Annotated in this window: 18 protein-coding genes; 6 read left to right on the top strand and 12 right to left on the bottom strand. The window is 65.1% G+C overall.

The annotated features are described in order from the left end of the window. Nucleotides 1-25 precede the first annotated feature (25 nt). The 4 genes from A39O_RS0106380 to A39O_RS0106365 form a co-directional block, all read right to left on the bottom strand. A complete protein-coding gene (locus tag A39O_RS0106380; RefSeq protein WP_020503861.1) occupies nucleotides 26-1,336 on the bottom strand; it encodes an MFS transporter in 1,311 nt (436 codons plus the stop codon). 148 nt (nucleotides 1,337-1,484) lie between these two features. Then, nucleotides 1,485-1,799 (bottom strand): sel1 repeat family protein, encoded by a 315-nt coding sequence (locus tag A39O_RS0106375; RefSeq protein WP_020503860.1) that lies wholly within the window; start codon nucleotides 1,797-1,799, stop codon nucleotides 1,485-1,487. Nucleotides 1,800-1,822: 23 nt separating this feature from the next. After that, on the bottom strand, nucleotides 1,823-2,725 hold the full coding sequence (locus A39O_RS0106370) for an isocitrate lyase/PEP mutase family protein (protein WP_020503859.1): 903 nt from the start codon (nucleotides 2,723-2,725) through the stop codon (nucleotides 1,823-1,825). Between the two features lie 99 nt (nucleotides 2,726-2,824). Then, nucleotides 2,825-3,022 (bottom strand): Alvin_2107 family globule sulfur oxidation protein, encoded by a 198-nt coding sequence (locus A39O_RS0106365; protein ID WP_020503858.1) that lies wholly within the window; start codon nucleotides 3,020-3,022, stop codon nucleotides 2,825-2,827. Nucleotides 3,023-3,296: 274 nt separating this feature from the next. On the opposite strand from A39O_RS0106365, the gene A39O_RS0106360 reads away from it, so the two are divergent. Further along, entirely contained in the window at nucleotides 3,297-4,340 is a 1,044-nt protein-coding gene (locus A39O_RS0106360) for an AAA family ATPase (protein WP_020503857.1), read from the top strand. Between the two features lie 218 nt (nucleotides 4,341-4,558). Continuing rightward, a complete protein-coding gene (locus A39O_RS0106355) occupies nucleotides 4,559-5,812 on the top strand; it encodes a vWA domain-containing protein (RefSeq protein WP_020503856.1) in 1,254 nt (417 codons plus the stop codon). Between the two features lie 172 nt (nucleotides 5,813-5,984). Here A39O_RS0106355 and A39O_RS0106350 read toward each other — a convergent pair whose 3' ends face one another. Next, on the bottom strand, nucleotides 5,985-6,425 hold the full coding sequence (locus A39O_RS0106350) for a hypothetical protein (RefSeq protein ID WP_157639719.1): 441 nt from the start codon (nucleotides 6,423-6,425) through the stop codon (nucleotides 5,985-5,987). 200 nt (nucleotides 6,426-6,625) lie between these two features. Here A39O_RS0106350 and A39O_RS0106345 point away from each other — a divergent pair, with 200 nt between their 5' ends. Together A39O_RS0106345 and A39O_RS0106340 are read left to right on the top strand one after the other, a co-directional pair. Next, nucleotides 6,626-7,894, top strand: a complete 1,269-nt coding sequence (locus tag A39O_RS0106345; protein ID WP_026199208.1) for a glycerophosphodiester phosphodiesterase family protein — start codon at nucleotides 6,626-6,628, stop codon at nucleotides 7,892-7,894. Nucleotides 7,895-8,345: 451 nt separating this feature from the next. Then, nucleotides 8,346-8,681: a TusE/DsrC/DsvC family sulfur relay protein gene (locus A39O_RS0106340; RefSeq protein ID WP_020503853.1), complete on the top strand. Its 336-nt coding sequence runs from the start codon at nucleotides 8,346-8,348 to the stop codon at nucleotides 8,679-8,681. Here A39O_RS0106340 and A39O_RS0106335 read toward each other — a convergent pair. Then, entirely contained in the window at nucleotides 8,669-10,738 is a 2,070-nt protein-coding gene (locus tag A39O_RS0106335; RefSeq protein ID WP_020503852.1) for a thioredoxin domain-containing protein, read from the bottom strand. The genes A39O_RS0106340 and A39O_RS0106335 overlap by 13 nt on opposite strands. Before the next feature lie 354 nt (nucleotides 10,739-11,092). On the opposite strand from A39O_RS0106335, the gene A39O_RS32275 reads away from it, so the two are divergent. After that, nucleotides 11,093-12,193, top strand: coding sequence for a linear amide C-N hydrolase (locus tag A39O_RS32275; RefSeq protein WP_020503851.1), 1,101 nt, complete (start codon nucleotides 11,093-11,095; stop codon nucleotides 12,191-12,193). A gap of 40 nt (nucleotides 12,194-12,233) precedes the next feature. Here A39O_RS32275 and A39O_RS32270 read toward each other — a convergent pair whose 3' ends face one another. The 4 genes from A39O_RS32270 to A39O_RS32260 form a co-directional block, all read right to left on the bottom strand. After that, nucleotides 12,234-13,997, bottom strand: a complete 1,764-nt coding sequence (locus A39O_RS32270) for an ABC transporter ATP-binding protein/permease (protein WP_157639717.1) — start codon at nucleotides 13,995-13,997, stop codon at nucleotides 12,234-12,236. A 5-nt stretch (nucleotides 13,998-14,002) separates the two neighbouring features. Continuing rightward, nucleotides 14,003-15,211: a lysozyme inhibitor LprI family protein gene (locus A39O_RS0106320; RefSeq protein WP_020503849.1), complete on the bottom strand. Its 1,209-nt coding sequence runs from the start codon at nucleotides 15,209-15,211 to the stop codon at nucleotides 14,003-14,005. 668 nt (nucleotides 15,212-15,879) lie between these two features. Continuing rightward, nucleotides 15,880-19,242, bottom strand: a complete 3,363-nt coding sequence (locus A39O_RS36300; protein WP_020503847.1) for an EAL domain-containing protein — start codon at nucleotides 19,240-19,242, stop codon at nucleotides 15,880-15,882. Further along, nucleotides 19,242-19,442: a Txe/YoeB family addiction module toxin gene (locus tag A39O_RS32260; RefSeq protein ID WP_020503846.1), complete on the bottom strand. Its 201-nt coding sequence runs from the start codon at nucleotides 19,440-19,442 to the stop codon at nucleotides 19,242-19,244. Before A39O_RS32260 ends, A39O_RS36300 begins: the two co-directional genes overlap by 1 nt. A gap of 212 nt (nucleotides 19,443-19,654) precedes the next feature. Between A39O_RS32260 and A39O_RS0106295 the strand changes: the two genes are divergently transcribed. Next, on the top strand, nucleotides 19,655-21,103 hold the full coding sequence (locus tag A39O_RS0106295) for an NAD-dependent succinate-semialdehyde dehydrogenase (RefSeq protein WP_020503845.1): 1,449 nt from the start codon (nucleotides 19,655-19,657) through the stop codon (nucleotides 21,101-21,103). 392 nt (nucleotides 21,104-21,495) lie between these two features. Here the strand turns inward: A39O_RS0106295 and A39O_RS0106290 are convergent, their stop codons facing one another. Both A39O_RS0106290 and A39O_RS0106285 read right to left on the bottom strand, forming a co-directional pair. Next, entirely contained in the window at nucleotides 21,496-23,928 is a 2,433-nt protein-coding gene (locus A39O_RS0106290; protein ID WP_020503844.1) for a DUF262 domain-containing protein, read from the bottom strand. Beyond that, on the bottom strand, nucleotides 23,925-25,892 hold the full coding sequence (locus tag A39O_RS0106285; protein ID WP_157639712.1) for a DUF262 domain-containing protein: 1,968 nt from the start codon (nucleotides 25,890-25,892) through the stop codon (nucleotides 23,925-23,927). Before A39O_RS0106285 ends, A39O_RS0106290 begins: the two co-directional genes overlap by 4 nt. Nucleotides 25,893-25,904 lie beyond the last annotated feature (12 nt).

Genomic DNA, 25,904 nt, shown 5'->3' with positions numbered 1-25,904 from the left:
GCAGTCATGAGTGAAGACCTGTGACTCAGCCTGCCACCGTCAAATTACGGCAGCGCGTCTCCCGCACAAAGAGCGCCGCGATCAGACCCAGCAGGGCGAAGCCGGCGGAGAGCCAGAGCCCGTTGTGGTAGTCGCCGAGGGCATAACGGCGCACGCCGTCGACCAGGGTGCCGTCCCAGGTGAGATCCATGGCCCAGCCGAAGGCCGGCTGCATGATGGCCGCACCCAGAAAGAGCCCGGTGTTGACGAGCGCGATGGCCATGCCGGCGACGCCGGGCGCAACCACTTCCTTGGCCGCGGCATAGCCCACCACGAAGCCCCCGCCGGAGAACCCGAGTACGGCATAGAGCAGGAAACCGCTCCAGCCCGGACCCCAAGGCAGGAGAATCAGCGCCAGCCAGGCCAGCACCGAGAGTACGGTGGTGCCGATCAGCACCGGCTTGCGGCGCCCCAACCAGTCCGACAGCGACCCCATCGCCAGACATCCCAGGGCGAATCCGGCCAGGGCCGCGGTGGTATAGAGCGAGGCGGCGGTGCGGTCCAGCCCGAAGGTGTCACGCATCAGCGGTACGCCCCAAAGCCCGGCGAAGGCGAAGAAACTGCCGGTGATTCCGAACATGAGGAAGAAGCTGGGCCAGACCGCACGGGTGACGAAGACCCCGTGCAGATCGATCACCCAGTGACGGTGGCGCTCCGGGTGCGAGACCAGACCCTCCAATTCCCGCACCGAGGGCAAGCCCGCGTCCTCCGGCCGGCTGCGCACGAATAGCCAGGTGAGCAGCGCATTCAAAAGCGACAGCACGCCGATGCCGACGAAGACCCCGCGCCAGGAAGTGACATCCAGCAGCAACGCCAGGGGCCCGGCTGCCAGGATGGAGCCCAGATTCCCGAGCAGCAGGGTGATGCCGCTGAGAAACCCGAAATTGCGTTCAGAGAACCATTGGGTGTTGGAGCGCATCAGACCGACGAAGACCACCGAGACGCCGAGCCCCACCAGGAACCGGCCGCTGGACGCAACCGCGAAGGTCTCGGCCAACCCGAACAGGATCGACCCGACCCCGGCGATCAGGCATCCCAGGGTGACGCTGATGCGTGCCCCCAGGGTGTCCGCCAGCACCCCGGCGGGAATCTGCATGGCGGTATAGATGTAGTAATACATGGCCGCCAGCGAACCCAGGGCCGCCCCGCTGGTCTGGAAGGTGGCCATCAGCTCACTGGTCACGACCCCTGGGGCCATGCGGTGGAAGTACACCAGCATATAGGCCAGGATCAGGATGGCGTAGGTACTCCACCGCAGGCGCTGGAAGCGCCGCCATTGCGCGGGGTCGATCGTCATGGTGTGGTCCTGGATGCGTGTGTGCGGCGGGCTGCGACCGGAGCGATGCCCGCCAGGGGTTGCGTTCTATGGTACAGGAGCGGATGCGGCCCGGGCGGGCTGCGCGCGTGGATCCAAGTCACCGTCGCCCACACCCGTCGGCAATCGCCTAATCGGCCCTCACCGCACCCAACAGCGGTCCCGCGCGCAGCCGTTTGGAGATCGCGTACTCTTCATCGGTCATTTGGCTGCCGACGATGATGCGCAACTGTTCGGCGTCGCGGTCACCCTGGGCCACGGCCAGCGACAGCCAATAGTGCGACTGCGCCAGATCGATCTCCACGCCGCGGCCCTCGGCGTAGATGAGCCCCATGGCGTACTGGGCGTCCATCTCCCCGGCCCGCGCCCGATCCCGGATCAGCGGCACTTTGGAAGGATCATTTCGCAGCAGGATCAGGTCTTTGAGATAGCTCTTGTCACCCATGGCAGGCCGCTCCGGGTTGCGGGTCAAACCGCGCCGTCGGGGTCCGCATAGGCGGCGAGCAGCCGGTCGTAGTCATCGAACCCGAGCATAGCACGCAGGGTCGCGAAGTCGGTGAGGCGCGGCGGGGTGCGCCCGGCGGCCAGGTCGCCCAAGGCGTCGCGCATGGCCGCGACGGCCGCGGCGAGCAGTGTCAGCGGATAGGCGGCAATGCGATAGCCCAGGTCGGCCAGGCGCGTCGGCGGGAGTATCGGCGTGATCCCGCCCTCGAGCATGTTCGCCATTTTGATTCCGGGGACCTCACGGCAGAACCGCGCCATCTCGGCGATATCGCGCGGTGCTTCCAGGAACAGGATGTCGGCACCCAGGTCGGCAAAGGCCTGCATCCGCCAGATGGCCTCGTCCAGTCCCAGCGCGCTGCGTGCATCGGTGCGGGCCAGGATCAGGCAGCCGGCTCCGGCGTCCCGGGCATCCACCGCGGCGCGGATGCGGGCCAGCGCGGCAGGCCGCCCGACGACCTCTTTGACGCCGGTATGACCGCAACGCTTCGGGGCGAGTTGATCCTCGATCATGACCCCGGCAAAGCCGGCCAGACCGAACTGTTCCAGGGTCCGCCGCACGTTCGCCGGGTTGCCGTGGCCGGTGTCGCCGTCACCGATGACCGGAAGCGCAACCGCCTGGCAGATGGCACGGCCCTGATCCAACATTTCAGTGACGGTGATGAGGCCGGTGTCGGGTAGACCCAGCCGCGCCGCCGAGACGGCAAACCCGCTCATGAAGGTCAGTGGAAAACCCGCCTGCTCGATCAGCCGCGCCGACAGCGCGTCGAAACAGCAGGGCATAGTCAGGAAGGCGTCGCCCGCGAGCAAGCCGCGCAGACGCGCGGGCGGGCTGGCCGGGGACGGCAGGTCGGGAGTCGATGACGGCATCGGAGACCAAGCGGGTCAAGCGTCGGACGACGCTCGATTCCCGGGATATCAAGTGTCTTCAGAACAGCAGAAAAGGCGGGTACTCCCGCCTTTTCCGGTTCAGTCCGCGACCCACTCGCCGAAGTTGTCGGTGGACTTCTCTTCCCCGTCGGTGTAACCGGCCTCGTAGGCCTCGGTCAGGCGCTGCTCTTCGCGCTTGGGGTTCTGGAGAAAACCACACTGCCACCCCTGGATATATTCGTCATCGACGCCCATTTCTTCCATCTTGGTGACGGCGTCGTAGTAGAACTGGTTCATTTCCGGTCTCCGGGCATTTTGTTTTGGAATCCCCTGTGATCGCCGCCAGTCCTCCGAGCGGGCGCGGGGACGAGAAGGGTGATTAGAATACAGCGGTTTTCTTATGGATGACAAGACACTGACCGCCGCCCGCGGCGGTTGGTGTCCTGTCCGCTTGTGAAGTCCGAGCACCAAACCCATGTTTCTCCAGGCGTGGCGACTGCCCGCCCCCGCGTCGGCGCGACGCGGTGAACAACCTGTCCGACCCCCGTACCCACGAGGAACCAGACCCGCCATGCGTCCAGCCCTGTTGCTTCGCGTCCTGGAGCGCGAGTTTGCGAGCACCCCCGAGGGTCACCACACACCCGTCATGTTGTGGGGTCCGCCGGGCGTCGGCAAATCCCAGATGGTGGCCCAGATCGCCGGGCGCCATCAGGTGCCGCTGATCGACATCCGCCTGTCGCAGATGGAGCCGAGCGATCTGCGCGGCATCCCCTTCCGGGTGGAGAACCGGGTGGAGTGGGCGATCCCGGCGCTGCTGCCCGATGCCGCGCGCCACGGCCCGACCGGCATCCTGTTCCTCGATGAGATCACCTCGGCCCCGCCGGCGGTATCGGCCGCCGCCTACCAACTGATCCTCGACCGCCGTCTGGGCGAGTACCAGGTGCCGGCGCATTGGGCGATCTTCGCCGCCGGCAACCGCCAGGGTGATCGCGGCGTGACTTACAGCATGCCGGCACCGCTGGCCAACCGCTTCTCGCACTTCGAGGTCGAAACCCACTTGGACGACTGGGTAGCCTGGGCCTATCGTAGCGGGATCGACGAACGGGTGATCGCCTTCCTGCGCTTTCGCCCGGAGTTGCTGTTCGATTTCGATCCGGCTCACAACCCGGTGGCCTTCCCCTCGCCCCGCTCCTGGGAATTCGCCCATCGCGGTCTCAAGAAGTTCGAGGACCACCCGGAACTGCTGCAAGGGACCTTGCAGGCCTGTGTCGGACCCGCCGCCGGCATCGAACTCACGGCCTTCATCAACAGCCTGGACCAGATGCCGGACCTGGACGCCATCGTCAACGGCGACCCGGTGCCGGTGCCGCGCGAGATCGACCTCCAGTATGCGGTGGCCGCCGCCCTGGTCGGCCGCGCCATCCGCGCCCAGGACAGCGACCGCCGCGATCAGACCATCGGCAACATACTGCGCTATGCCAATCGATTCCCGGCCCGCGAACTGGGCGTCATGCTGGTGTCCGACCTGCACCGGGCGATCGGCAACCGGGTGTTCGAGGTGCCGGCCTTCGCCGACTGGGCGCAGGCGGTGGCGGATGTCATGCTGTTTGAGTGAAACGCCGTTGGCGCCCCGGTCTTTCTCGTTGTCGTTGTCGTAATCGAGTTTTCGATAATCTGGCCCCCACGCTCCGGCGCAGGAACACCGGCGTCGCGTGATGCCACTGGCCGCTGGAGCGGCCGGACGGCATTCCCACGCTGGAGCGTGGGAACGAGAAGACAACGACAACGAGTGTATCGGTTGTTTAACTTTTTTCCGATCCGTCACTGATCGCTATGCCACCAACCCCCATTGAAACCAAGCTAGCTGCGGCCCGCACGCGGCTGATCCTGGACAAGCCGTTCCTGGGAGCGCTGGTGCTGCGCCTGCCGATGCACGCCGCCGCCACGGACTGGTGCAAGACCACCGCCACCGATGCCCGCGCTTTCTATTACAATCCCGAGTACATCGCGGCACTGACCCTGGATCAGACCCAGTTCATCCTCGCCCATGAGGCCCTGCATTGTGCCCTCTCCCACTTCGCCCGCCGTCGGCATCGCGTGCGTCACCGCTGGGATCTGGCCTGCGACTACGCCGTGAACCCGCTGCTGATCGCCGACGGACTGACGCCGCCGCCGGGGGCCTTGGTCATGCCGATGTACAAGGGAATGACGGCGGAGGAAATCTATCCGCTGATCGCCGAACAGGATCAGTCCGAGACGCTCGACACCCACGCCTACGATCAGGACGATCAACACCAGCAAGACCGCGGCCGGCAGAGCGGTTTGACCGAAAAAGACCTGGACCAGCGGCCACCGCAACAGCAGCCCGCCGCGGGCGAGCCGGATCAAGGCGGCGCACGCAACGCCCAGCCCGAACCGGGCGGCGGAGCCGGCGCCCCCCAACCGCTGACACCCGACGAACAGGACACCCTCGCGGTGCAGTGGCAGCAGCGCCTGGCCGGTGCCGCACAGCAGGCCATGCAGGCCGGCAAACTCGGCGGCGAGCTCGCGCGGATGATCGACCATCTGCTTCAGCCGCAATTACCCTGGCGGATGCTGCTCGCGCGCTACCTGAGCGCCACCGCCCGAGACGACTTCAGCTATGCCCGTCCGTCGCGCCGGGAGGGCGACTTCATCCTTCCCAGCCTGCGCAGCCAGCAGTTGGACCTGATCATCGCCATCGACACCTCCGGCTCCATCAAAGATCAGGAACTGGAAGAGTTCATCGATGAGATCGACGCCCTGAAAGGCCAGGTGCGTGCCCGCGTGACCCTGCTGCCCTGCGACGCTGCCTTGTGCGCGGGCGCGCCCTTCCGCTACGAGCCCTGGGAGCAGGTCATTCGCCCGACCGCGCTCCAGGGCAGCGGCGGGACCAGCTTCGTCCCGGTCTTCCAGTGGGTCGCCAAGGCCGGTATCCAGCCCGATTTGCTGATCTACTTCACCGACGCCGAGGGCGAATTCCCCAAGCAGGAACCCCCTTACCCGGTCATCTGGCTGGTCAAGGGTCAGTCAAAGGTGCCCTGGGGACAGCGGATTCAATTGAACTAAACCGCGTCCAGCGCGACATGCGAAATTTTCATCGTATGTTCAACCTTGGTGATTTCACCAACGTCGGTGGAGACGCGGTTTAAAAGTTGTCGTTGTAGGGTGGATAAGGCGCGCCGCACGCTGCTCGGGATTTGGCACGGCGGTCGCGCGCGCCGCATCCACCCCCCTGACACTACTGCCCCGGCGTCGGCGGCGCCCGAAACCCGCGGTCCAGTCCGCGGCGCAAGCGCAGCGCGTCCAGTTCCCTTGCCTGGCGCATCTGCAGCCCCAGCGCGCGTGCGCCCTGCCCCGGCGGCGATGTGCCGGGATCGGCGGCACGCGATCGAGCGCGCGCGGCCTGGTCTAGCTCTCGCTGCTGATCCTGAAGTGTCCCCCGCAGTTCCAGCCGTTCCTGCTGCGCCTGGATCTCAAGTTGCTGCGACTGCGGTGGTGTCATGGGTTCGGCCTGACGGCGCACCGCCCGCTGATCCTGTTCGAGCTGTAACCAGCCGCCCGCCGCCTGTTGGCGCCCGGCCGCGGCGGCCCGCGCGTCGAGCGCGGGCTCCGCGGCCCACAGCAACGCCGCGCAGCCGATTCCGACCACGGTCACCATCGCCGTAACGATCAATCGCATCAATCGCATCAATAGCACCAGTACCCCCGGCAACCGAAATCGACAGGCAGTCGCGCAAGACCGTCGCATGACTGTCGCTTTTTCGTAATCGTATCGTGCTAAAACATCAGACATTCACCTACCCGGCGGCGCCCGTGAAGCGCACGGCCAAGGCCGACGTTTTGCCCACCCACTCCCTTCACCAGAACGAGGAATTCCCGATGTTTCGCAGCACGACGACGATCCTGACACTGCTGGTCGGCTTGGCGGCTGCCGGCCTTGCTCAGGCGGCTTGGTCAGCCGGTCAGTTCAATGAATACAAGGGTATCGGCAATACGATTCACCTGGGTCCGCGCCCCGGTTTTCTGGTGGACGACATGGCCGACGGCCCACTCAAGAACAAACTGCGCTCATGCGCCAACAGCGACCTGCGCAAGACGGCGTTCTCCATCGGCCACCGCGGTGCCGCCCTGCAATTCCCTGAACACACCCTGGAGTCCTATGTGGCCGCGGCACGCATGGGCGCCGGGATCATCGAGTGCGACGTGACCTTCACCGCAGACAAGGAACTGGTCTGCCGTCACTCCCAGTGCGATCTGCACACGACCACCAATATTCTGGACACCCCGCTTGCCGAAAAGTGCTCCAAGCCGTTCACCGCCGCAACCTTCAAGTACGACGGCACCATCGATACGCCGGCCTCGGCCCTGTGCTGCACCAGCGATATCACCCTTGCCGAGTTCAAGTCACTCAGGGGCAAGATGGACGCCTTCAACCCCGCAGCCCAGACAGCGCGCGAATATCTGGGCGGAACCCCCAGTTTCCGCACCGACCTCTACGCGGGTCCGACCAGCGGCACCCTGCTCACCCATGCCGAGAGCATCGAACTGTTCAAAGTCCTGCACGTGAAAATGACACCGGAGTTGAAGAGCGCCAGCGTGACCATGCCCTATGAGGGCTACACGCAGGAGGATTATGCGCAGCAGATGATCGACGAATACCGTGCCGCCGGCGTACCCCCACGCAACGTCTATCCCCAATCCTTCGACATCCGCGATATCCGTTACTGGATCGCCCAGGAACCCGCATTCGGCAGACAAGCCGTCTACCTGGATGACGCGGAGACGGTCGAGGCACTGCCCAGCGCCGCCGATCTGCTCGGGTACAAGGCCGAGGGATTCAACATCGTCGCGCCGCCCACCTTCGCCTTGCTGACCACCGCCGGCGAGCAGATCGTGCCCTCCCAGTATGCCATGGACGCCAAGGCGGCCGGACTCAAAATCATCACCTGGACCCTGGAGCGTTCCGGTTTGTTGGCCGACGGCAACAACGGTTTCTACTACCAGACGTTCGACTCCGCCATCTCCCGTGAAGGTGATGTCATGAAAGTCCTGCATGTACTGGCCAAGGACGTGGGCGTGATGGGTGTCTTCGCCGACTGGCCGGCCACCGTGACCTACTACGCCAACTGTATGGGCCTGCCTCGCTGAGGCCGGTTGGCGGGCGGCGGCGTGCCGCGCTCGATCACCGGCGACACAGGATCAGAGTCCGCCAGGGCGACGTCGGCCGGACCTCGATCATCGTTCCGGCCGTAGGGTGGACAAGCGCTAGCGCAGTCCACCGAACCCCGTGCGCCGCGGGTGGACTGCGCTGCGCTTGTCCACCCTACAAGGCCGCGTGGCCGGAACCGTGATCAAGGCCGGCAGCCGCTTGCTGAGGTTTTTTTAGGCGAATTGATCTGCATTCGGTTACAGGATCAAAAAAATAGGCCATGATGAGGGCCGATGTGATCCGACATGGATAGCGAATCGCGTTAGTAAACAAGCAATAACTGATTTTCTGAGTGATCGTCGGCCGAGCGTCGGCGCGGCACGGACTGCCCCACTACCAGGATCAGTGAATCAACAACAACCAGCCCATCCAAGGGCGGAGGACAAACCGATGCTCAACCTGCAAGTCGCCGGACGCCATCTGAACAAGAAGGGGTACCTGGCCCGCTTCGATGATTGGGACCGTGACCTGGCGCTGACCCTGGCCGCCGAGGAGGGACTGAAACTCACCGACTGTCATTGGCGCGTGATCGCGTTCCTGCGTGACTATTACGCCACCCACGAGATCCCCCCGTCACCGCGGGTGGTGATCAAGAGCATCGGCACCGCGATCACGGAGCACGTCCCCTGCACCCGCAGACACCTGGAGTCCCTGTTCCCCGACGGCGGCTGTCGGCAGGCCTGCCGCATTGCCGGGTTGCCCGACTACTACTGTCACGGCTGCTGACCGGACAGTGCGGCGCTCTCCGTCAGCGGCGGCTCGCAGTGGGTGCCGCGACAGCGATAGGCGCGGGGTCCGGCGCCCGGCACCAGGCCGGCCAGGGCGCCGGGCAGGTCGGTCTCGGTATTCGGGATGGCAAGCACCATCCGCCGCGGCTGATAGCCCTGCTGCGCGGCGGTCTGCCAGTCATCCAGCAGGTCGGATTCGGCGCGGATCACCAGCAGCTCGGGTGGGTCGAGCGACTCGTCCAGCGCCAACAATAAGGTGGCGTGGGCATAGGGCAGACCACGGATCGCCTCGGCCGCCAGTTTGAGGGTCCCGGTCGCGGCGTCCAGATAACGCGGTTCGCCGAGCAGGTGCCCCAGCCGCTGCAAGGCGTGAGCGGCGATGCCGTTGCCGGAGGGCAGCGACTCGTCTCCCAGGGGTTTGGGGCGATGGATCAGCGGCTCGTGGTCGCGTCCGGTGAACCAGAAACCGCCGGCCTGGGTATCATGGAACTGGTCGAGCAGGACCTCAGCCAAGTCCACCGCGAAATCAAGATCGGCCCTGGACCACCGGGTCTGGAGCAGTTCCAGCAAGGCATCCAGCAGGTTCGCATAGTCGTCCAGATAGGCGTTCAGGTGGGCGGTGCCGTCTTTACAGGTCGCGAGCAGGCGTCCGTTCCGCCACAGGGTGCGACGGATGAAGCCCAGGGCGGCCTGCGCGGACTCCAGATAGTCCGGCCGCTCCAGCACCCGCCCGGCCCGGGCCATCGCCTTGATGGTCAGTGCATTCCAGGCGGTCAGCACCTTCTCGTCGCGGTCGGGGCGCACCCGCCGCTCACGCTCGGCGAAGAGCGTGGCGCGGGCACCGGCAAGCAGGGCCGCGACCTGTGCCGGCGGCAGCCCCAGGCGCCGCGCCGCCTCGACCGGCGTCTGATACCCGTGCAGATGCCACTGGCCCTCGAAGTTGGCCGGCTGATCGAGTCCATAGACGATCGCGAAGGGTTCATACTCGGCCGGGGTGAGCAAGGCCCTCACCTGCTCCCGATCCCAGACATAGTAACGCCCCTCATGGCCCTCGCTGTCCGCATCCAGGCTGGAGTAATAGCCGCCCTGCGGTGACTGCATCTCGCGCATCAGCCAGTTCGCCGTGGCCTCGGCCGCCTCGCGGAACAGGCTGTCGCCGGTGCCGGCATAGGCATCACAGCACAGCGCGAGCAGCGGGCCGTTGTCGTAGAGCATCTTCTCGAAGTGTGGGATCTCCCAGCGGTCATCGACCGAATACCGGCAGAAACCGCCACCGAGCTGGTCGTTGATCCCGCCGCGAATCATGCGCTCCAGGGTGACGACGGCCATCCGCAGCGAACGCCCGTCAGGCTCGCCCGCGGCGATGGTGCGGGCGTGATGCTGCAGCAGAAACTCCAGATTGGTGGCGTGAGGAAACTTGGGCGCGCGGCCGAACCCGCCGTCTTGCTCATCGAAGCTGCCCGCGAGCTGCGTCAGTGCGGCGTCCAGCACGTCCGCCCCCGGCAGCGCCGTGTCAGCCGCGGGCTCCAACCGGCCGAGGGCCTCCGTCAAATCCGCGGCCTGGGCGCTGATCGCCGCTTGTTGCTCGCGCCAGGCGCGCGCCACCCCGTTCAGCAGCTGGCTGAACGCGGGCAGGCCGTGCCGCGGCTCGCGCGGAAAATAGGTCCCGGCAAAGATGGGCAGGTGGGTCTCCGGGGTCAGGAAGACCGTCAACGGCCAGCCGCCGGAGCGCCGGGCCATCAATTGATGCGCGGTCTGGTAGACCCGGTCCAAATCGGGCCGCTCCTCGCGGTCGACCTTGATGTTCACGAACAGGCGATTCATCAACTCCGCGGTGGCCTGGTCCTCGAATGACTCGTGGGCCATCACATGGCACCAATGGCAGGCCGAATAGCCGATGGATAGCAGGATCGGCCGATCCTGCTCCCGCGCCAAGGCCAGCGCCTCCGGACACCAGGGCCACCAATCGACCGGGTTGTGGGCATGCTGCCGAAGATAAGGGCTGGTAGCCTCGGCAAGCCGGTTGGCGGGACCCGCGGACGGTGGGTTGGACATGAAGGGTGCCTGTGACTGAGGTGGTGGCCGTTGGACCTGCATCGACGCCCGGTCTGACTGCCCGCTCCGAGGCGCAGGTTCACCGCGTCAGCGTAGAGGTGGGTGCGCCGGAAGCGGCTTTCCAGGTGCGGGGGATCGGTCGAATTCGGATGAACGTGCCGGTTCAAGCCAAGCGCGGCATGGACGCCGACCGCTTATCACGGCACCCCGCAAGGTCCTGACCCTGGTGCCGATGCCGGGCGGCGCGGCGGCCGCGCGAACGACGCTCGCAATGCGCCGGGGATCTGTCATGATTTCCCAGTGTTGACTCACCCCGGCGCTAACCCAGGAGACACCGCCATGCCCGTCCGATCGTTGACCCGCCCCCTGCTCGCCGCGCTGACCGCCGCCGCGTTCGCTCTGCCGCCCGCGCCCGCCGCGGCCTGTACGACCTTCCGCCTCCAGTCTCAAGACGGGGCCTGGATCGTCGGCCGCTCGATGGAGTTCGCGATGGACCTCAAGAGCCAGGTGATGCTGGTGCCGCGCGGCCACCACCTGACAGCCACCGCCCCCGACCTCAAGCCCGGCATGACCTGGACGGCGAAGCACGGCTTCCTCGGCATCAATGCCCTTGGCCTGGACGTCGCGGCCGATGGCATGAATGAGGCCGGTCTGTCGGTTGGCGCGCTCTTCCTCCCTGGTTTCGCCCAGTACCAACCGTTCCCGGGCAAGGGCAAGCACGCGGTCTCCAACGTCGAGCTTGCCAACTGGCTCCTGAGTCAATTCGCGACGGTCGCCGAGGTGCGCGAGGCCTTACCCAAGATCACCGTTTACGAACTCGTTCTGCCGCAGGCCGGTCCGCTGCCGCTCCACTGGGCCATCACCGACGCGCAGGGGAACTCCATCGTGGTCGAATATCTCAACGGCAAGTTGCACATCAATGATAACCCCATCGGCGTCCTCACCAATTCCCCGCCCTTCGACTGGCACCAGACGAACCTGCGTAACCACATCGACCTGACGAACATCAACGTCGATGCCCTCAAACTGGGCTCGGTCGAAGTCACGCCGCTCGGCCAGGGCACGGGACTTCTCGGGCTGCCGGGGGACTACACGCCGCCCAGCCGCTTTGTGAAAGCCACCGCCCTCGTCTACGCGTCAACCCCCGTGGCGACCGCGGCCGAGGGCGCGAACCTGGCGTTCCACATCCTCAACGCGGTGGACATCCCCCACGGGGTGGTGGCGGAGAAAATCCCGTCCAAGACCGGGGGCAACCCGACCATCGACTACGACACGACCCAGTGGGTAACGGTCTATGACCTCAAGAACCAGATCGCCTTCTTTCGCACCTACGGTGACCTGACGGTCCGCACGATCGCGCTGAACAAAGTCGATTTCGGCGGCAAGGAGATCCGGCACGTTCCCATGCCGACGGCCATGCAGGCTCAGGATGTGACACCGGTTACAGGGAACTAAGTGATGCGCTGACCGGCGATCCTGTTGAGTTCGCCAGGACTCACACGATGGCACTTCCGTTGCTCGCAAGCGCCGGCCGCTCGCCCCGCTCGGTGATTTCCCAACTTCCCGAACGGTCCAGTTGCAGGACACGGTCGTGGTATTGGATCAAGGTGGTGCGGTGTCCGACGCTGATGAAGGCGATGCGCGATTCCTTGAGCAGTTGGTAGAAGCGTTCCTGATTGTCTTCATCCAGTGCGCTGGTGGCCTCGTCAAGGAAGGCGAAACCGGGATTGCGCAGAAACAGTCGCGCGAAGGCCACGCGCTGCTGTTCACCCATCGACAGGACGTTGGTCCAGTCGAGCACGCGTTCCAGATCGCGGTCGACGCGATCCAGCACGTCCGCGAGATTCACCTTATCGGCCACCGCGATGATCTGTTCGTCGCTGAGGTCGCGATCAGGATAGGGATAGAGCAACTGATCGCGCAGATTGCCGTCGATCATATAGGGGCGTTGCGGCAGGAACATGATCTCGCGCAACGGCGGGCGTTCGAGCGACCCGGCGCCGCTCGGCCAGAGCCCGGCGATGGTGCGCAGCACGGAACTCTTGCCGGTGCCGCTGGCACCCATGATCAGCAGGCTCTGATTGCGGCACAGTTCGAAGGACAACTGGCTGACCAATGTCTTTGCATGATCCGGCGTGCGGACCGTCAGTTTGTCCAACTTCACTTTGCGGCCGTCGTCAGCCCCTTCCGGGGGACCGGCCGGGGCCGCCTGGTCTTCTTCCGCATCGAATTCATCCAGATCGTCCCACAGGGTGCCAAGCCGCCGGACGCCGGCCAGGTAAGCGCTCAACCGTTCAAACTGCGTGATGATCAGCGACACGGCCGCCAGCACTTGCGCAAAGGCGCCGGCCGATTGAGTGACCACGCCGAACTCCACCTCCCCGCGCATGAACATCGGCGCCACGATCACCACCGGCAGGATGATGGCGGCATAGTTGTAGCTGTTGACGAAGAACGCCAGGTTGCGATTCCAGCCGATGATGCTCAGCATATTCAGGACCGCCGCGCCCAGACGCCCCACCAGATCACGGCGCTCCCGCGCCTCCCCGCGATAGAAAGCGATGGATTCGGCGTTGTCCCGAACCCGCACCAGACCATAGCGGAAATCGGCCTCTTTCTGATATTGCGAGTAATTGAGACCGATCAGGCGGCGGCCGATGAGAATGCTGATGCCGGTGCCCGCCACGGCATAAACGAACAGCACCCCGACCAGGCTGGCTGAGATCGCCCACAGCACGCCGATGAACGCAATCAAAGTCACCACTGCATTCAGCATGATGAGCAGGAAGGATAACGAGGTGCTGGTGAAGTTGCGCACATCCTCGCTGATCCGCTGATCCGGATTATCGATGTTGGATGCGCTGCGCAGCCGGTAGTAAGCGCGGTTGTTGAAATAGCGTTTGATCAGGTGCCGCGCCATCCATTCCCGCCAGAGCACGGCCAGACGCTCTTCCGTCCACCGGTAGTAAACCCCCAGCGGGACGGCAAGCGCAAAGGTCCCGAGATACCACCACAGCCATTGCCAATAGGCCGACACGTCTTTAATGGCGATGGCCGTCATGAAATACCTCGCCACATAGCTCATGAGCACCTGCACGCCGCCGACGGACAGGGCCAGGGCGAGCAGAACCATGGTGAAGCCAAGCGCCTTATATCGGACCTCCGAACCGAAGAACGCCTTGGAGATGGTCCACAGTTGCCGCACGAGTTCGCCGAAAGCGCGGGGTTTAGCAGGTTGCCGAGCGGCAGTTGGGGCCATCGTGGTCAAACCCCGGTTTCCGGTCGCACCGGAACGGCAGCGGTCGGGGGCGGCGTGGAGGTCACTTCCAGTGCCGCGACGGCGCGTGCGACCACCACCGACAGCGGCTCGCCGGGCCGGGCCAGGGCGCGCAGACGGGCGATGAGGTCATCAGACAGCGGCACGTCGACCGATGCCGATGCCCTGATCGGCATCGCCCCGAAAGTTCCGGCGGAAGCATCGGCGGGCGCTGAAGTGAGCCTGCGCAGCCCCCGCCAACCCCCGCGTCGGAGTCCCCACCCGGCCTGCACTCGCCGGGCGAACACCGCGAGACCGCGACGCGAGGACGCGTCGACCCGCCGGCGGTCCCGCCACACGAACAGACCGAACGCGATGGCCAACACCGCCAAACCCAGCAGGACGCCAGCGCCGCTCTTGACGGAGGCGCCCGGGGACGCCCCGTGCGGAGCATCGCCGGTCGGGGCTCCTCCCGCTGCCGGGGTCGGCGCTTCCGGCAACGGAAGCATCGGTATACCCGTCTGAGAGCTTGGTCCAGACGATGTCAGTGCCGTTTCGGCAATGGGTTCCGGCTCCGGAATCGGCTCCGGAATCGGTTCCGGCGGCTGCATCGTGGCCGTTTCAGCAGTGGTTGGCGGCGGCGGGCGGCGCGCCGGCTCGCGGGCGGCATCCGGCGAACCGGCCACCGGCGCGACGGCAGGGACACCGGCGGCCGCGGTCGCAACCGCCAGCGATTCGAGGTAACGAATCCGCTCGGCATAGACCGCGCGCAGACAGTCCGCATTGTCGCAGGCGTTGCGTTGGCCGAGCAGCCAGGCTTTTTGCAGCCGTTCGGGCAACCGGCCGCTCGCCTGCAAGTCGGCGTAGAGCGCCCCCATCCTGCCATCCTGGGCACGCACATCCGGGTTGGCGCAGATCAGGCGCTCGACGGCGGTTCTCGCCTTCCCGCAGTCCCAGTCGACCACCGGACTCCAGGACTTGGCCGGAGCCGGTGAGCGCGGCGCGCTGTTGGTGTCGGCGGTGTTGTTCTCGTCGACACAACCGTCTTTATAGGCATAACGATTGCCGTCGCCGTGCCTGGCGCACCAGGCGTCGCCCGCGGGATAACGGCAGGCACTGGATGCGCGGTCGACGCTCGCGCATTCCGCAGCGACCAATCCGTAATACACAACGCCGGAGAGCGCGACCGCTAATTGGCCGATCACCTTATTTTTCATGGCAACCCGAATCGTTATTCAGCAGAGTCAATGGGCAGACCGCGAGTATGCGCCCCCGATCGTTGCAGGGTAACGGTGACCTGAGGGTTCGCAAGAGCGCGCTGCACAAGGGTGCGCACGATTCTTCGGCCAAGAGGAGACGCCCTGCGCCTGACGTTCGTCCTTGTAAATCGAAAACACTGCTTTAGAATTGCAAGGATGTTCCCCCGCCACGCACTCCAGACCATCGAGCACGCGCTTGCCCGCCAGGCGTCGGTCGCCTTGATCGGGCCGCGCCAGGGGTGATCTATCCCGGCGAAGACCGCTTCCCCCTGGCCGCGGGGGTGGAGGCCATCGGTCTGCGGGCCGCTTTGACGGAACTGGCAGCCGCCGCCGACCCTCAAGGCGCGCCCCGGCGACCCGAGGGGGCCAGGTAAGAAATCAAGAGTTTGTTTAACAACGCATACAATCGTTGTCGTTGTCGTTGTCGGAGAAGCAATTCAATCACGACAACCAACGACCGGCCTTGATCGTAATCCCGGCCAGCGGCGTGCGTCGTCAGGGCTTCCAGCCCTGACAGTGTCAGGCCAGGATGGCCTGACTACGCACCCGGCGAGCCCAAGTGGCCGGAATCTTGATCGAGGCCCAGCGACCGAAACGCCAAAGGCGTTCCGCTTATTGCACTTGTTTCACTTCGTGATCCGGCCCCCGCGCTCCAGCCACTGCTCCAATTCCGACGGTCGTAGCGGTTCGGCATAGAGGTATCCCTGCACCTCGTCACAGCCCATATCCCTGAGCGCTGCGGCCAGGTCGATATGGTCGACACCCTCCGCGACCGTCGTCAGGTTGAGACTGCGGGCGATCTGAATCATGGCCAGGACGATGGCGCGGTCCTCCTCGCTCTGCAGGATGTTGCTGACGAAGGAGCGGTCGATCTTGAGCTTGTCGACCTTGAAGCGTTTGAGGTAAGCCAGGCTGGAGTAGCCGGTGCCGAAGTCGTCGATGGACAGACGCACGCCATGCTCCTTGAGCCGACGCACCGCGGTCAGGACGCGCTCGACGTCGTCGAGCAGGATGCTCTCGGTGAGTTCCAGCTCCAGACAGCCGGGGTCGAGACCCGCTTCATCCAACGCGGACAGGACCAACTCGTAGATGTTGCCGCTGTGAAACTGCACCGCCGACAAATTGACCGCCACCAGCCGCAGGGGTAGATCCGCGGCAATCCAGACCGCGGCCTGTCGGCACGCCTGACGCAGCGCCCAGGCGCCGATCGGCACGATCAGGCCGCTCTCCTCGGCGACGGCGATGAAGTCACCCGGCATGATCAGACCGCGTTCCGGGTGGTGCCAACGAATCAATGCCTCCGCGGCAACCGGCTGATCAGACTCCCCCGCGCGGCCCAGGCGCAACTGCGGTTGGTAGTACAACTCGAACGCGTCGTGCTCCAATGCCCGTTCCAGCGCCTCCTTGGTCCTGACGTAATGGACGACGTTCAGGTTCATCTGCTCATCGAAAAATCGATAGGTGTCGCGGCCGCCCTTCTTGGCTTCGTAGAGCGCGGTGTCGGCATTGCGCAGCAGCGTTTCAGTGGTGTCGCCGTCCGCGGGGAAAACGGCCACGCCGATCGACGACGAGGTCGTCAACTGCCGCTCGGCGAGCACAAAGGGCTGAGCCAGGTCGCGCAGAATCGCCTCGCACTGATCGGCAATCGCCTGCTGATCACCGGCCTCGTACAGCACGATGAGGAATTCGTCCCCGGACAGGCGGCACAGGGTATCGTCCCGGCACGGGGTCTGGCGGAGCCGCTCCGCCACCGCCTGCAACAGGCTGTCGCCGACACTATGGCCGTAGGTGTCGTTCACCAGTTTGAACTTATCCAAGTCCATGAGCAGCAGCGCCATCCGGCTCGCATGGCGCCGGCCGTGCGCGATGGCCCGCCCGATCCGCTCCATGGCCAGCACCCGGTTGGGCAACTGAGTCAAGGCGTCGTGGTAGGCGAGGAACTCGATCCGCTCCTGCGCGGCCTTGGGTGCGGTGATATCGGTGAAGGAGCCCACGTACTGCACGGTCTCACCGGCCTCGTTGCGTACGGCCGAGATGGTCAGCCATTCAGGGTAGATGTCGCCGGATTTTCGGCGGTTCCAGATCTCGCCCTGCCATTGCCCCTCACGCAACAGGCGTTGCCACATGTCGCGATAGAACTCGGGTGACTGTCTGCCGGACTGCAGGAGCCGCAAGGTCTGACCGCGGGCTTCCTCGGCGCTATACCCCGTCACCTGCGTGAAGGCCGGATTGGTCGACAGCACGACACCACGGGCATCGGTGACGACGATGGCCTCACCGCTGTTATCGAACACCTTTTCAGCCTGCAGGAGCACGGCGTTCTTGCGCTCGATGATGGCGGTGCGGCCGGTCATCCCCAGCATCAGCACCTGCAGCAGCGTCGCGAATAAGAGCCCGACGACACCCACGGCCCAGGCCAGCCAGGGTCGGTGCGCCTGGCGGTAGTTCTCAGTGACCGTGACCGCCAAACGCCAATCACGATCCCCCATGCCCAGCCGCGTGCTCCAATTGGCGGGGGTGTCCGCAATGGCGGAAGGACCGGCGACCCGGCGTCCGGAGCAGAACAGCAGACCCGATTCCGCGGCGGCCGCCATGTCGGTCAGGCAAAAGGTCAACCCTTCGGGAATCACGCCGCGGGTGGCGATCTCGATCATCTCATCGACCTTGACCACGGCAACGACGAAACCAAGATGCGCAAGCGGCTCGGGGGATGCGCCGTCGGTCGCGGCGGCGATGGGCAGGAGTTCCAGCAGGCCGACGCGCTTTTCCTGCTCCTGCACCAGCAGGATGGGGGCAGTCACGGCCATGGCGTTCGTGCGTCGCGCGCGTTCGATCGCGGCACGGCGGATCGGTTCGGAATGGATGTCGAAGCCCACCGCCGGCTGGTTCTTGGCCAACGGGACGATATAGCGCACCGCGACGTATTCGGGGCGGGTTCCGGCCCGCACCAGGCGCCGCTCGGCATCGCGTTCAGTGATCTGGAACGGTCCGAGGGGCGACAGGGCGCTGATGCGCTTTTCGTAGTCCGGCCGCTGCCCATCGCTGACCAGATCATTGAAGCTGAGCGCGAAGATGTCGGGGTTGGCTTGCAGGGTGATCCGCGTGAAGCGCTCGAACTGGGCGAAGCTGAAATCGGGTGTCGCCTCGATGAAATGACTGAGTGAGGCGAGAATCTCGCGATGGCTGATGAGGCGCCCGCCAATCGCCTGCGCAAGATGCACGCTGTCGTCGCGCAGATCGTTGGCTTGGGTCTGCACTTCCCAACGGGCGACGCCGAAGAACGCGGCGATGGCCAGGCCCAGGGTCAGCAGGACCGGCAGGACGGTACGCCGCAGCCGTTCCCGCCAGAGCGGGTCCTGGCGGTTGAGAAAACACAGTGCGAGGGGGGCGAACACCATGATCCCCAGGACATCACCCAGGTACCAGTTCCACCAGGTGTAGGATGCGCTGGGGACAGCGATGACGCCGGCGGCGGTGAGTGCGGCAACGCCGATCGTCGGCGACAGCACTCCGGCAAGCGCGCCGCTCAACAGCAGGAAGCGAAAGGTGTCCTGCTCCCGCTCCAAGGCCTCCCAGGTCGAGCTTTGCCAGCGGCGGACCAGCCAGGCCCCGGCCCCGGCCTGCAGACTGGCCCCTACGCCGATGCACAGCGCCAGGGCGGCGGTGGTCGGGGTCAGGGTGCCGCCGAACCATGCGTGACCCAGGTTCAACACAGCGGAACCCAGCCAGACCCCAGGTAAGGCCCGCGGTCCGAACTGCAGGGCGGCGGCCACCGCGAGCCCCGCGGCGGGAAACACCGGACTGGCGTAGCCGGGGGGGATGGCAAGCAAGAGGCCGGCGGCACCCAGCAGCACGTAGGCCAGCGCCAGTGCAACGACGAGGTGGTGACCGTTAACTCCAGGGGCTCCGCCGCCTGGTCCCCGTCGCGCGGACAACAGGACGCCGCGCAGACCGCGAGCCAGGTGTTGGATGACCTTATCGAGCGACATCAGTAATGGTATCGACCTTGGAGGAACGCAACGCGATCCTGCTTCACCAGATAAACGCACCGATGTTCCTGAGTGACGCGCCGAGACAAGACGTCGCCGCCCGGATACTTGAGCGGCTCCGGTTTACCAATGCCGGAGAACGGATCCCGCAACACCGCCTGCACCAGTTCCAGCAAACGTTTGGCCGTGGTTTCGATCATGGGGAGACCAGAGCGTTGTTGGACAGGAGTTCTGTGCAGTATAGGGTCGAAACACCGGACAGGCATTCGCCAGTCACCGGCACGGCGCCACCCGCGTCGTTTGCTGCGACGCTGGACTATGGACGGGCACTCTCCCGTCACCCTCCTGAGCGGGCGCGGGACCACCGAGCGGCCCATACTGTCGGTCAGTCCAACCCGGCGAGCACGATCCCATGCAACTGAATGACCCCACTCTGCTGCGCGACCAGACACTGATCGACGGTCGCTGGACCCAGGCCGACGCCGGCGGCACCTTCGCCGTCACCGATCCCGCCACCGGCATGACCATCGGCCAGGTCCCCGCCATGGGCGCCGCCGAGACCCGACGCGCCATCGCGGCCGCGGACCGCGCCTGGCCGGCCTGGCGGGCGCGGACCGCGGCCGAGCGCGCGACGATCCTGCACCGCTGGCATGACCTGCTGCTCGCCGCCCAGGACGATCTGGCGCGGATCATGACCGCCGAGCAAGGCAAGCCGCTCGCCGAGGCCCGCGGGGAGATCGCCTATGCAGCGTCCTATTTCGCGTGGTTCGCCGAAGAGGGTCGGCGGGTTTACGGTGAGTTGATCCCGCCCCATCAGGCGGACCGGCGCCTCCTGGTCATGAAACAGCCCATCGGGGTCTGCGCGGCCATCACGCCCTGGAACTTCCCGGCGGCCATGATCGCCCGCAAGGCCGCCGCGGCACTCGCCGCCGGCTGCACCCTGGTGGTCAAACCGGCGGAAGACACCCCGCTCTCGGCGCTGGCGCTGGCGGTGCTCGGCGAGCGCGCGGGGCTGCCGGCCGGCGTGCTCAATCTGGTCACCGGGGCGCCCGCGGCCATCGGCGCCGAACTGACCGCCAATCCCACCGTGCGCAAGCTGAGCTTCACCGGCTCCACCGCGGTTGGGCGGCTGCTCATGCGCCAGTGTGCAGAGACAGTAAAGCGCTTGTCATTGGAACTGGGCGGCAACGCCCCCTTCATCGTCTTCGACGATGCGGACCTGGAGCGCGCGGTGGCCGGCGCCATCGAATCCAAATACCGCAACAGCGGTCAGACCTGCGTCTGTGCCAACCGCCTGCTGGCGCAGTCCGGCATCCATGACGCCTTCGCCGCGCGCCTCGCCGAACAGGTCGCGGGGCTCAAGGTCGGCGCCGGGGTCGAAACCGGCGTGGTCCAGGGACCGCTGATCAACGCGGCAGCACTCGTCAAGGTGGAGGCGCAGATCGCCGACGCCGTCGCCGGCGGTGCGCGGATCCTGACCGGCGGGCACCGCCACGCCCTGGGCGGGACCTTCTTCCAGCCGACCGTGATGGTGGGGATGCAACCGGGAATGCGGGCGGCCCGCGAGGAGACCTTCGGCCCGCTGGCGCCGATCTTTCGTTTTGACACCGAGGCCGAAGCCATCGCGCTGGCCAACGCGACCGAATTCGGTCTGGCCGCCTATTTCTATACGCGCGACCTGGGACGCGCCTTCCGTGTCGCGGAGGCCCTGGAGTACGGGATGGTCGGACTCAATACCGGGCTCATTTCCACCGCGGTGGCGCCCTTTGGCGGGATCAAACAGTCAGGGTTTGGCCGCGAGGGGGGACGGCAGGGCCTGGACGAGTATTTGGAGGCCAAGTATCTCTGCGTGGGTCTTTAGGCGGGCCGCTGGAGGAGCAAAGGACTCCGGGATGTCGATTCTTATCCGATCCAACAGGCAGGCACCCGCGGGACCTGCCTGTCGGGCGCTGGTCGGCATCGCTAAAATCCCTTCGTCCGAGCCTCCATCGAACGCAGCCGGGAGCCGGGCTATGGAGTAAGCCCTAGCAGCCTGTCGGACTTTAGGCGATTTCCGAATAAGACGCTATCAAGAATCAAGCTCCGTAGGAGCCCGCTTGCGGGCGACGTGACCTGCCGGAATCGCGTCATTGTGCCCCCACCCGTCGCCCGCAAGCGGGCTCCTACGGGTTGGATGTTTCGCGGAAATCACCTTACGTTAGATTGTGGAGCAACAAAAAACCTTTATATTGACTCATGCTCTTATCCTAGGGGCTAAGTCCGACAGGCTGCTAGGGCCCCGCAAACATCGAAGATCGCACCCTCTGCGGCGTCGGGCGGCAGGCTTAGACTAAGCCGTGTGGGACCATCGACAGTCCATGACGGCAATCGGGCAGCGAGATCAGGATCGGGAACGGTCTTATGAATGCGCAACTGCATCACCGTGCCATGTTTCTCCGCTGTTAGCCTGAGGCCCAAGCCGTATGCGCGCAGGCGAAGCTGTGAATGTGCGTGGGTGTCGGTCTGCTCGATCAACTTCAGTCTGACCCGCGGATCAAGTTCCGTGCGCCGGGCGTTAAGCCGAAGGTATAGGCAATAGACATAGAGATCGACGTGATAGCCGTTGCGCTGTGTTTTCTTCAATAAGAAGACGGAATCCTCATCCAGCCGCAACATGCGCCGTTTGCAGTAAGCGATGAGGCTCGGTTGGGCGACGAGACAACCGCGCATGCCAAGCACCGGAGAGTCGTCTACGCCCTGCACACCCGCGGCGACAATGACCCGCAGCGAACCAATGGCATCCTTGGGGTCCACTTGGGCGAGCACACGGCGCACTAGGTCGCGCCGCTCCTCGCGGTCAGTCACCCGCGTGTCGGCCCGGAGTAGTCGACGCCAACTGGCATCGCGGTCACTGTCGTCGAGCAAGCTCAGGTTGCTCCCCTTTGGCAGGAGGTAGTCTCCCGTGGCCAGCAGTGCCCGCTCCCACAGGAACTCCGGAAAGGGCGCGAGCCAGCCCTTGTTGGTCTCAGGGAACACGGCGCAGGTGCGCGCGTACCAATCCTCAAACGACGCGCGCAACACGCCGTCCTCCGTGTCGTCCCAGTCGCACTGATTGGTCGGCGCGACACGATCCACTAACCCAGCCCAGTGCAGCAGGAACTCGATACTGCCGCGGAAGTACGGATGCGTCTCGGCGCGTTCAATCAGGGGTCGCCACCGGGCATCGCGCAAGATCAGCAGTGCCTTCAATCGCTCTTCGCGCTGCTGCTGCACATTAAAGCCGAGGCGCTCACCCAGGCCGCCGGCGGCGACCTGCACGAGGAAATCGGCACCGCCGGGCTGGGCGATCTCAGACAACTGCCAGGTGCGGCGCAGTGCCGGAATCAGGCGATCATGACGGTCGATTTCCGTGTTGTAGGCGAGATTGGTCAGGATGCGGACCCAGTCGTGGAACGCGCTCTGCGCCGCCGCGCTGCCGATATCTGTCGGGTTACGCAGCAGGAAAGTGCACCAGGCGCAGAACAGCACCCAGTCGAACAATGTGAGACCCTCGTCCTGGTTCGCGCTGCGGGCGAGCAGCACGCGCTGAAAGACGGCCGCCTCGTTCATATAGCGGGTCTGAGGCAGAAAGGTCGGCGCTGCCGGGTGTCCGGCGAGTGTTTCCATGAGGCTGGCCAGTTGCACGACGAAGCCGCGGTCCAGGCAGCCCAATTCCTTGTAGAACGCCAGGCCGGGCTCTGGCCTGGCAAGGATCTGCTCGATCTGTCCGGAGACCAGCGCGTCCTCGCTGTGGCTGACGCAGTGCACGACGGCCACGGCGCGGATGAGGTGCATGAACCGGGTGTCGATCTCAGTGGTTTCCCCGCGCTGGCGCCACATGAAATCGGTCCACGCGATGTCGAACTGTCGGCTGATAAACTGGCGCCAAGTGATGCCCTGCTCGGTTGGCCAGGGCTCGTTGGGGAATGCCTCGCCCACAAAGCGTTCGATCTCCGCCTTGAACACCTCGAACGAGGTCAGTGCCTTGCCCCGTGCGTTCATCTTTACGTACAGGTCATCCGAGAGATTGAAGTTTTCGAGCAGCAGCAGGTGGAAGGTGATGGCTGGCGAGGTCTCGCAGACGAGCCGCGACCAGGCGCCCTTGGCGGTGTGTAGGCGCTGGTGGATCGCGTCGAACATCGTGAGGCAGCCACGGACTGTCGGATCCCGGAGCCAGTTCCGGACGAACCAAACGGCATCGGTCAACCAGAGGGACAACGCTTGCGGCTCGTCGCCGAGGGCCGCCGGCGGCACCGGTGCCAACACGAGCGCATCGAAGAACTCACGCGCCGCCGGCCGTGTGCGGTAGGTAAAGCATGAACCACCGCCCGGCAGCGTCATCCACGACCGGAACTCGTCGAACGCGCCGTCCAGACAAGCCAGATACCAGTGCAGCAGGAAAAGTGTCGTCAGCCGCTGCTGTCCATCGAGCGGCTCAAGCGTCTTCGCGCGCGCGTTCCATCTGCCATAGACGAAGTCCAGATCCACAGCGGCGGTGCTCTTTGCCGTGGGGTCCAGCGCCTCGGCGAGGGCGTCGAGGAAGCGCCCGCGTACTTCGCGGCTGTGCTCATCCGAGCGCCCTTGCGCGTAGTCGCGCTGGATGACCGGAATCTCCACACGCCGGCCATCGCCGAACAGCGCGCGGAAACTGGTGTGCCCTGTCTTCATACGACCTCCTTGCGGTCCACCAGCGGCGCGAAAAATTGCTGCAAGGTAGCAGTGATTGCGTCGCTATAGGCCTTACGGTCGGCACGATCCCAAAGCATCAGTTGCGCCGCATGCGGCGAGTAGTACTTCAGGAAGACGTTGCGCGTAGCAGGAGGGATAAACTGACCCTGCTTGTCGAGATCGATGATACGCATGCGCTTCACGGGAAAGATTGCGTTCTGATAAGACCGGTTGGTGCCCAAGTCCAGCAGCGCCAGGTTGGACAGCGCGTCGTCCTCTCGCCCATCGGCCTCACCGCTGAGTGTGCGAACACGATCAAATACCGCCTTGAACGCCTGTTCTTCGGGTGAGGGCGCGGCGATCAGTGCCGCAATCTTTTTTGCGAGCGCCTCCGACTCTGCCCGATTACGCGCGGTCGCCACCGGGCTCACCACGAAGTCGCGAGCATGCGTCAGCCAACGCCGACGATCGGCGGCGGCTATGGGTATGTATTCGGCCACCGACCGGACATGTTCGATGTCCCAGGTGTTGTTCTTGAACCCGTCGAACTGGAACCGCTGGGTGGACGCCGTCTGCTCCAGGAGGCCCGCGATATTGAACAAGAGCAAGACCGGGCGGACCGACACCGAACCGTAGCTGAGCGTGTCGATGCGCTCGGTGATTCGCCGTGCCAGTTCAGGCGCCGTGAGGCCGTCAGCGGGAAGCTCGGCGGCGCGTGGGCCGGCAAAGCGCCGCCAGGCCAACCGCCGGAGATGTCGGTCGAATGCCGTGGCGGTGGACTTCCTGCGTTCCAGCAAGAGATCAAACAGAACCCGGGCCTCGGCCTGGCGCGACCGGGCGTCTGCCGTCTTGTCCGGGGTGACCGTGGCGACGAGAAAACCGACAAGGTGGTACAGGACGCGCTCCTCATACCAGTCTTCCAGTGTCTGAGTGAGCGTTTTGAACTCCTGCCACAAGGGCCACACCTCGTCCGGCTTGGCATCCAGCAGTGCCTGGAACGCCAGAAACGTCGCCAGCGGATCATTGGCCAGGTCGCCCTCCGTGTGCGCGCGCTTCATGCGAATGAAAACATCGAACAGGTACTCGATGCGCGTCGGCAGAGCCGAACCCTTGTTCTGCAAAAAGAACCAGTAGGCATCCTCTTGCAAGCGGCGCTCGATCAGGTCCCAGTCCTGCGGGATCTGCTGCGCGTCGCGCTGCTCCAATTGTGGTTCACGGTCAGACCGCAGCAGTTGCGCGCGGATCAGCTCGGCGCTCGTCAGCGGGATGCGGCCCACGTTCAGCCTCACGAACGCCTGTACCGGGTCCTGATGCTCGCCGAGCTCATACCAGATGACGCGCACGTTCGGCGCGTCGCCATCAGGGCCTGTGAGGCATTCCAGCAGCCGCAACCGCAGCCCGCCGTCCCGCCCGGCAAACCAGCGCTCGATGGCCTGGTAAGCCTCGTACATGTGGTGATAGTCGATGCACCGCTGGGCACCCTCGGCGGTAGGCTGGCTGAGAAACTCGGCACTGCCAGGGCGCGTTTGATAGGAAATCTCATAGCAACCGCGGCCAAATATCGCCGCAACGTTCTGCAACGCCCGGAGGATCAGGTAAATCGTGGTCAGCCGCTGTTGGCCATCGACGAGTTCCCATTCGTTCGGGCCGCGGCGGACGACGACTACCGGCTGCAGGCAATAGAAGTTCGTCGGGTCGGTCCGTCGCGACGCCAACTGGAACGCGGCCAGATCGTCCAGCAGCGCCTCAACCTGTCGCGCCGTCCAGCGATAGCCACGCTGGTAGGATGGGACAGAGAACTTGTCCTTCAGGAGATCAAAGATCGAACGGAGTTGCAGCGTCGATGTGGCCGTCATGTCCAGGATCAGTCCGATTTGATGGGTTGTTGACAGGGCGATTCCTGGCCCATGCCGATGCTCATCTGCTACGGCGACACACTCATTCACGAGACCGCGGGCGGTCATCAGGACATGCCG

Source organism: Lamprocystis purpurea DSM 4197 (assembly GCF_000379525.1).
GTDB classification, from domain to species: domain Bacteria; phylum Pseudomonadota; class Gammaproteobacteria; order Chromatiales; family Chromatiaceae; genus Thiodictyon; species Thiodictyon purpureum.
The sequence above is the reverse complement of the archived record's forward strand: the minus strand, read 5'-3'. Positions and strand labels throughout refer to the sequence as shown.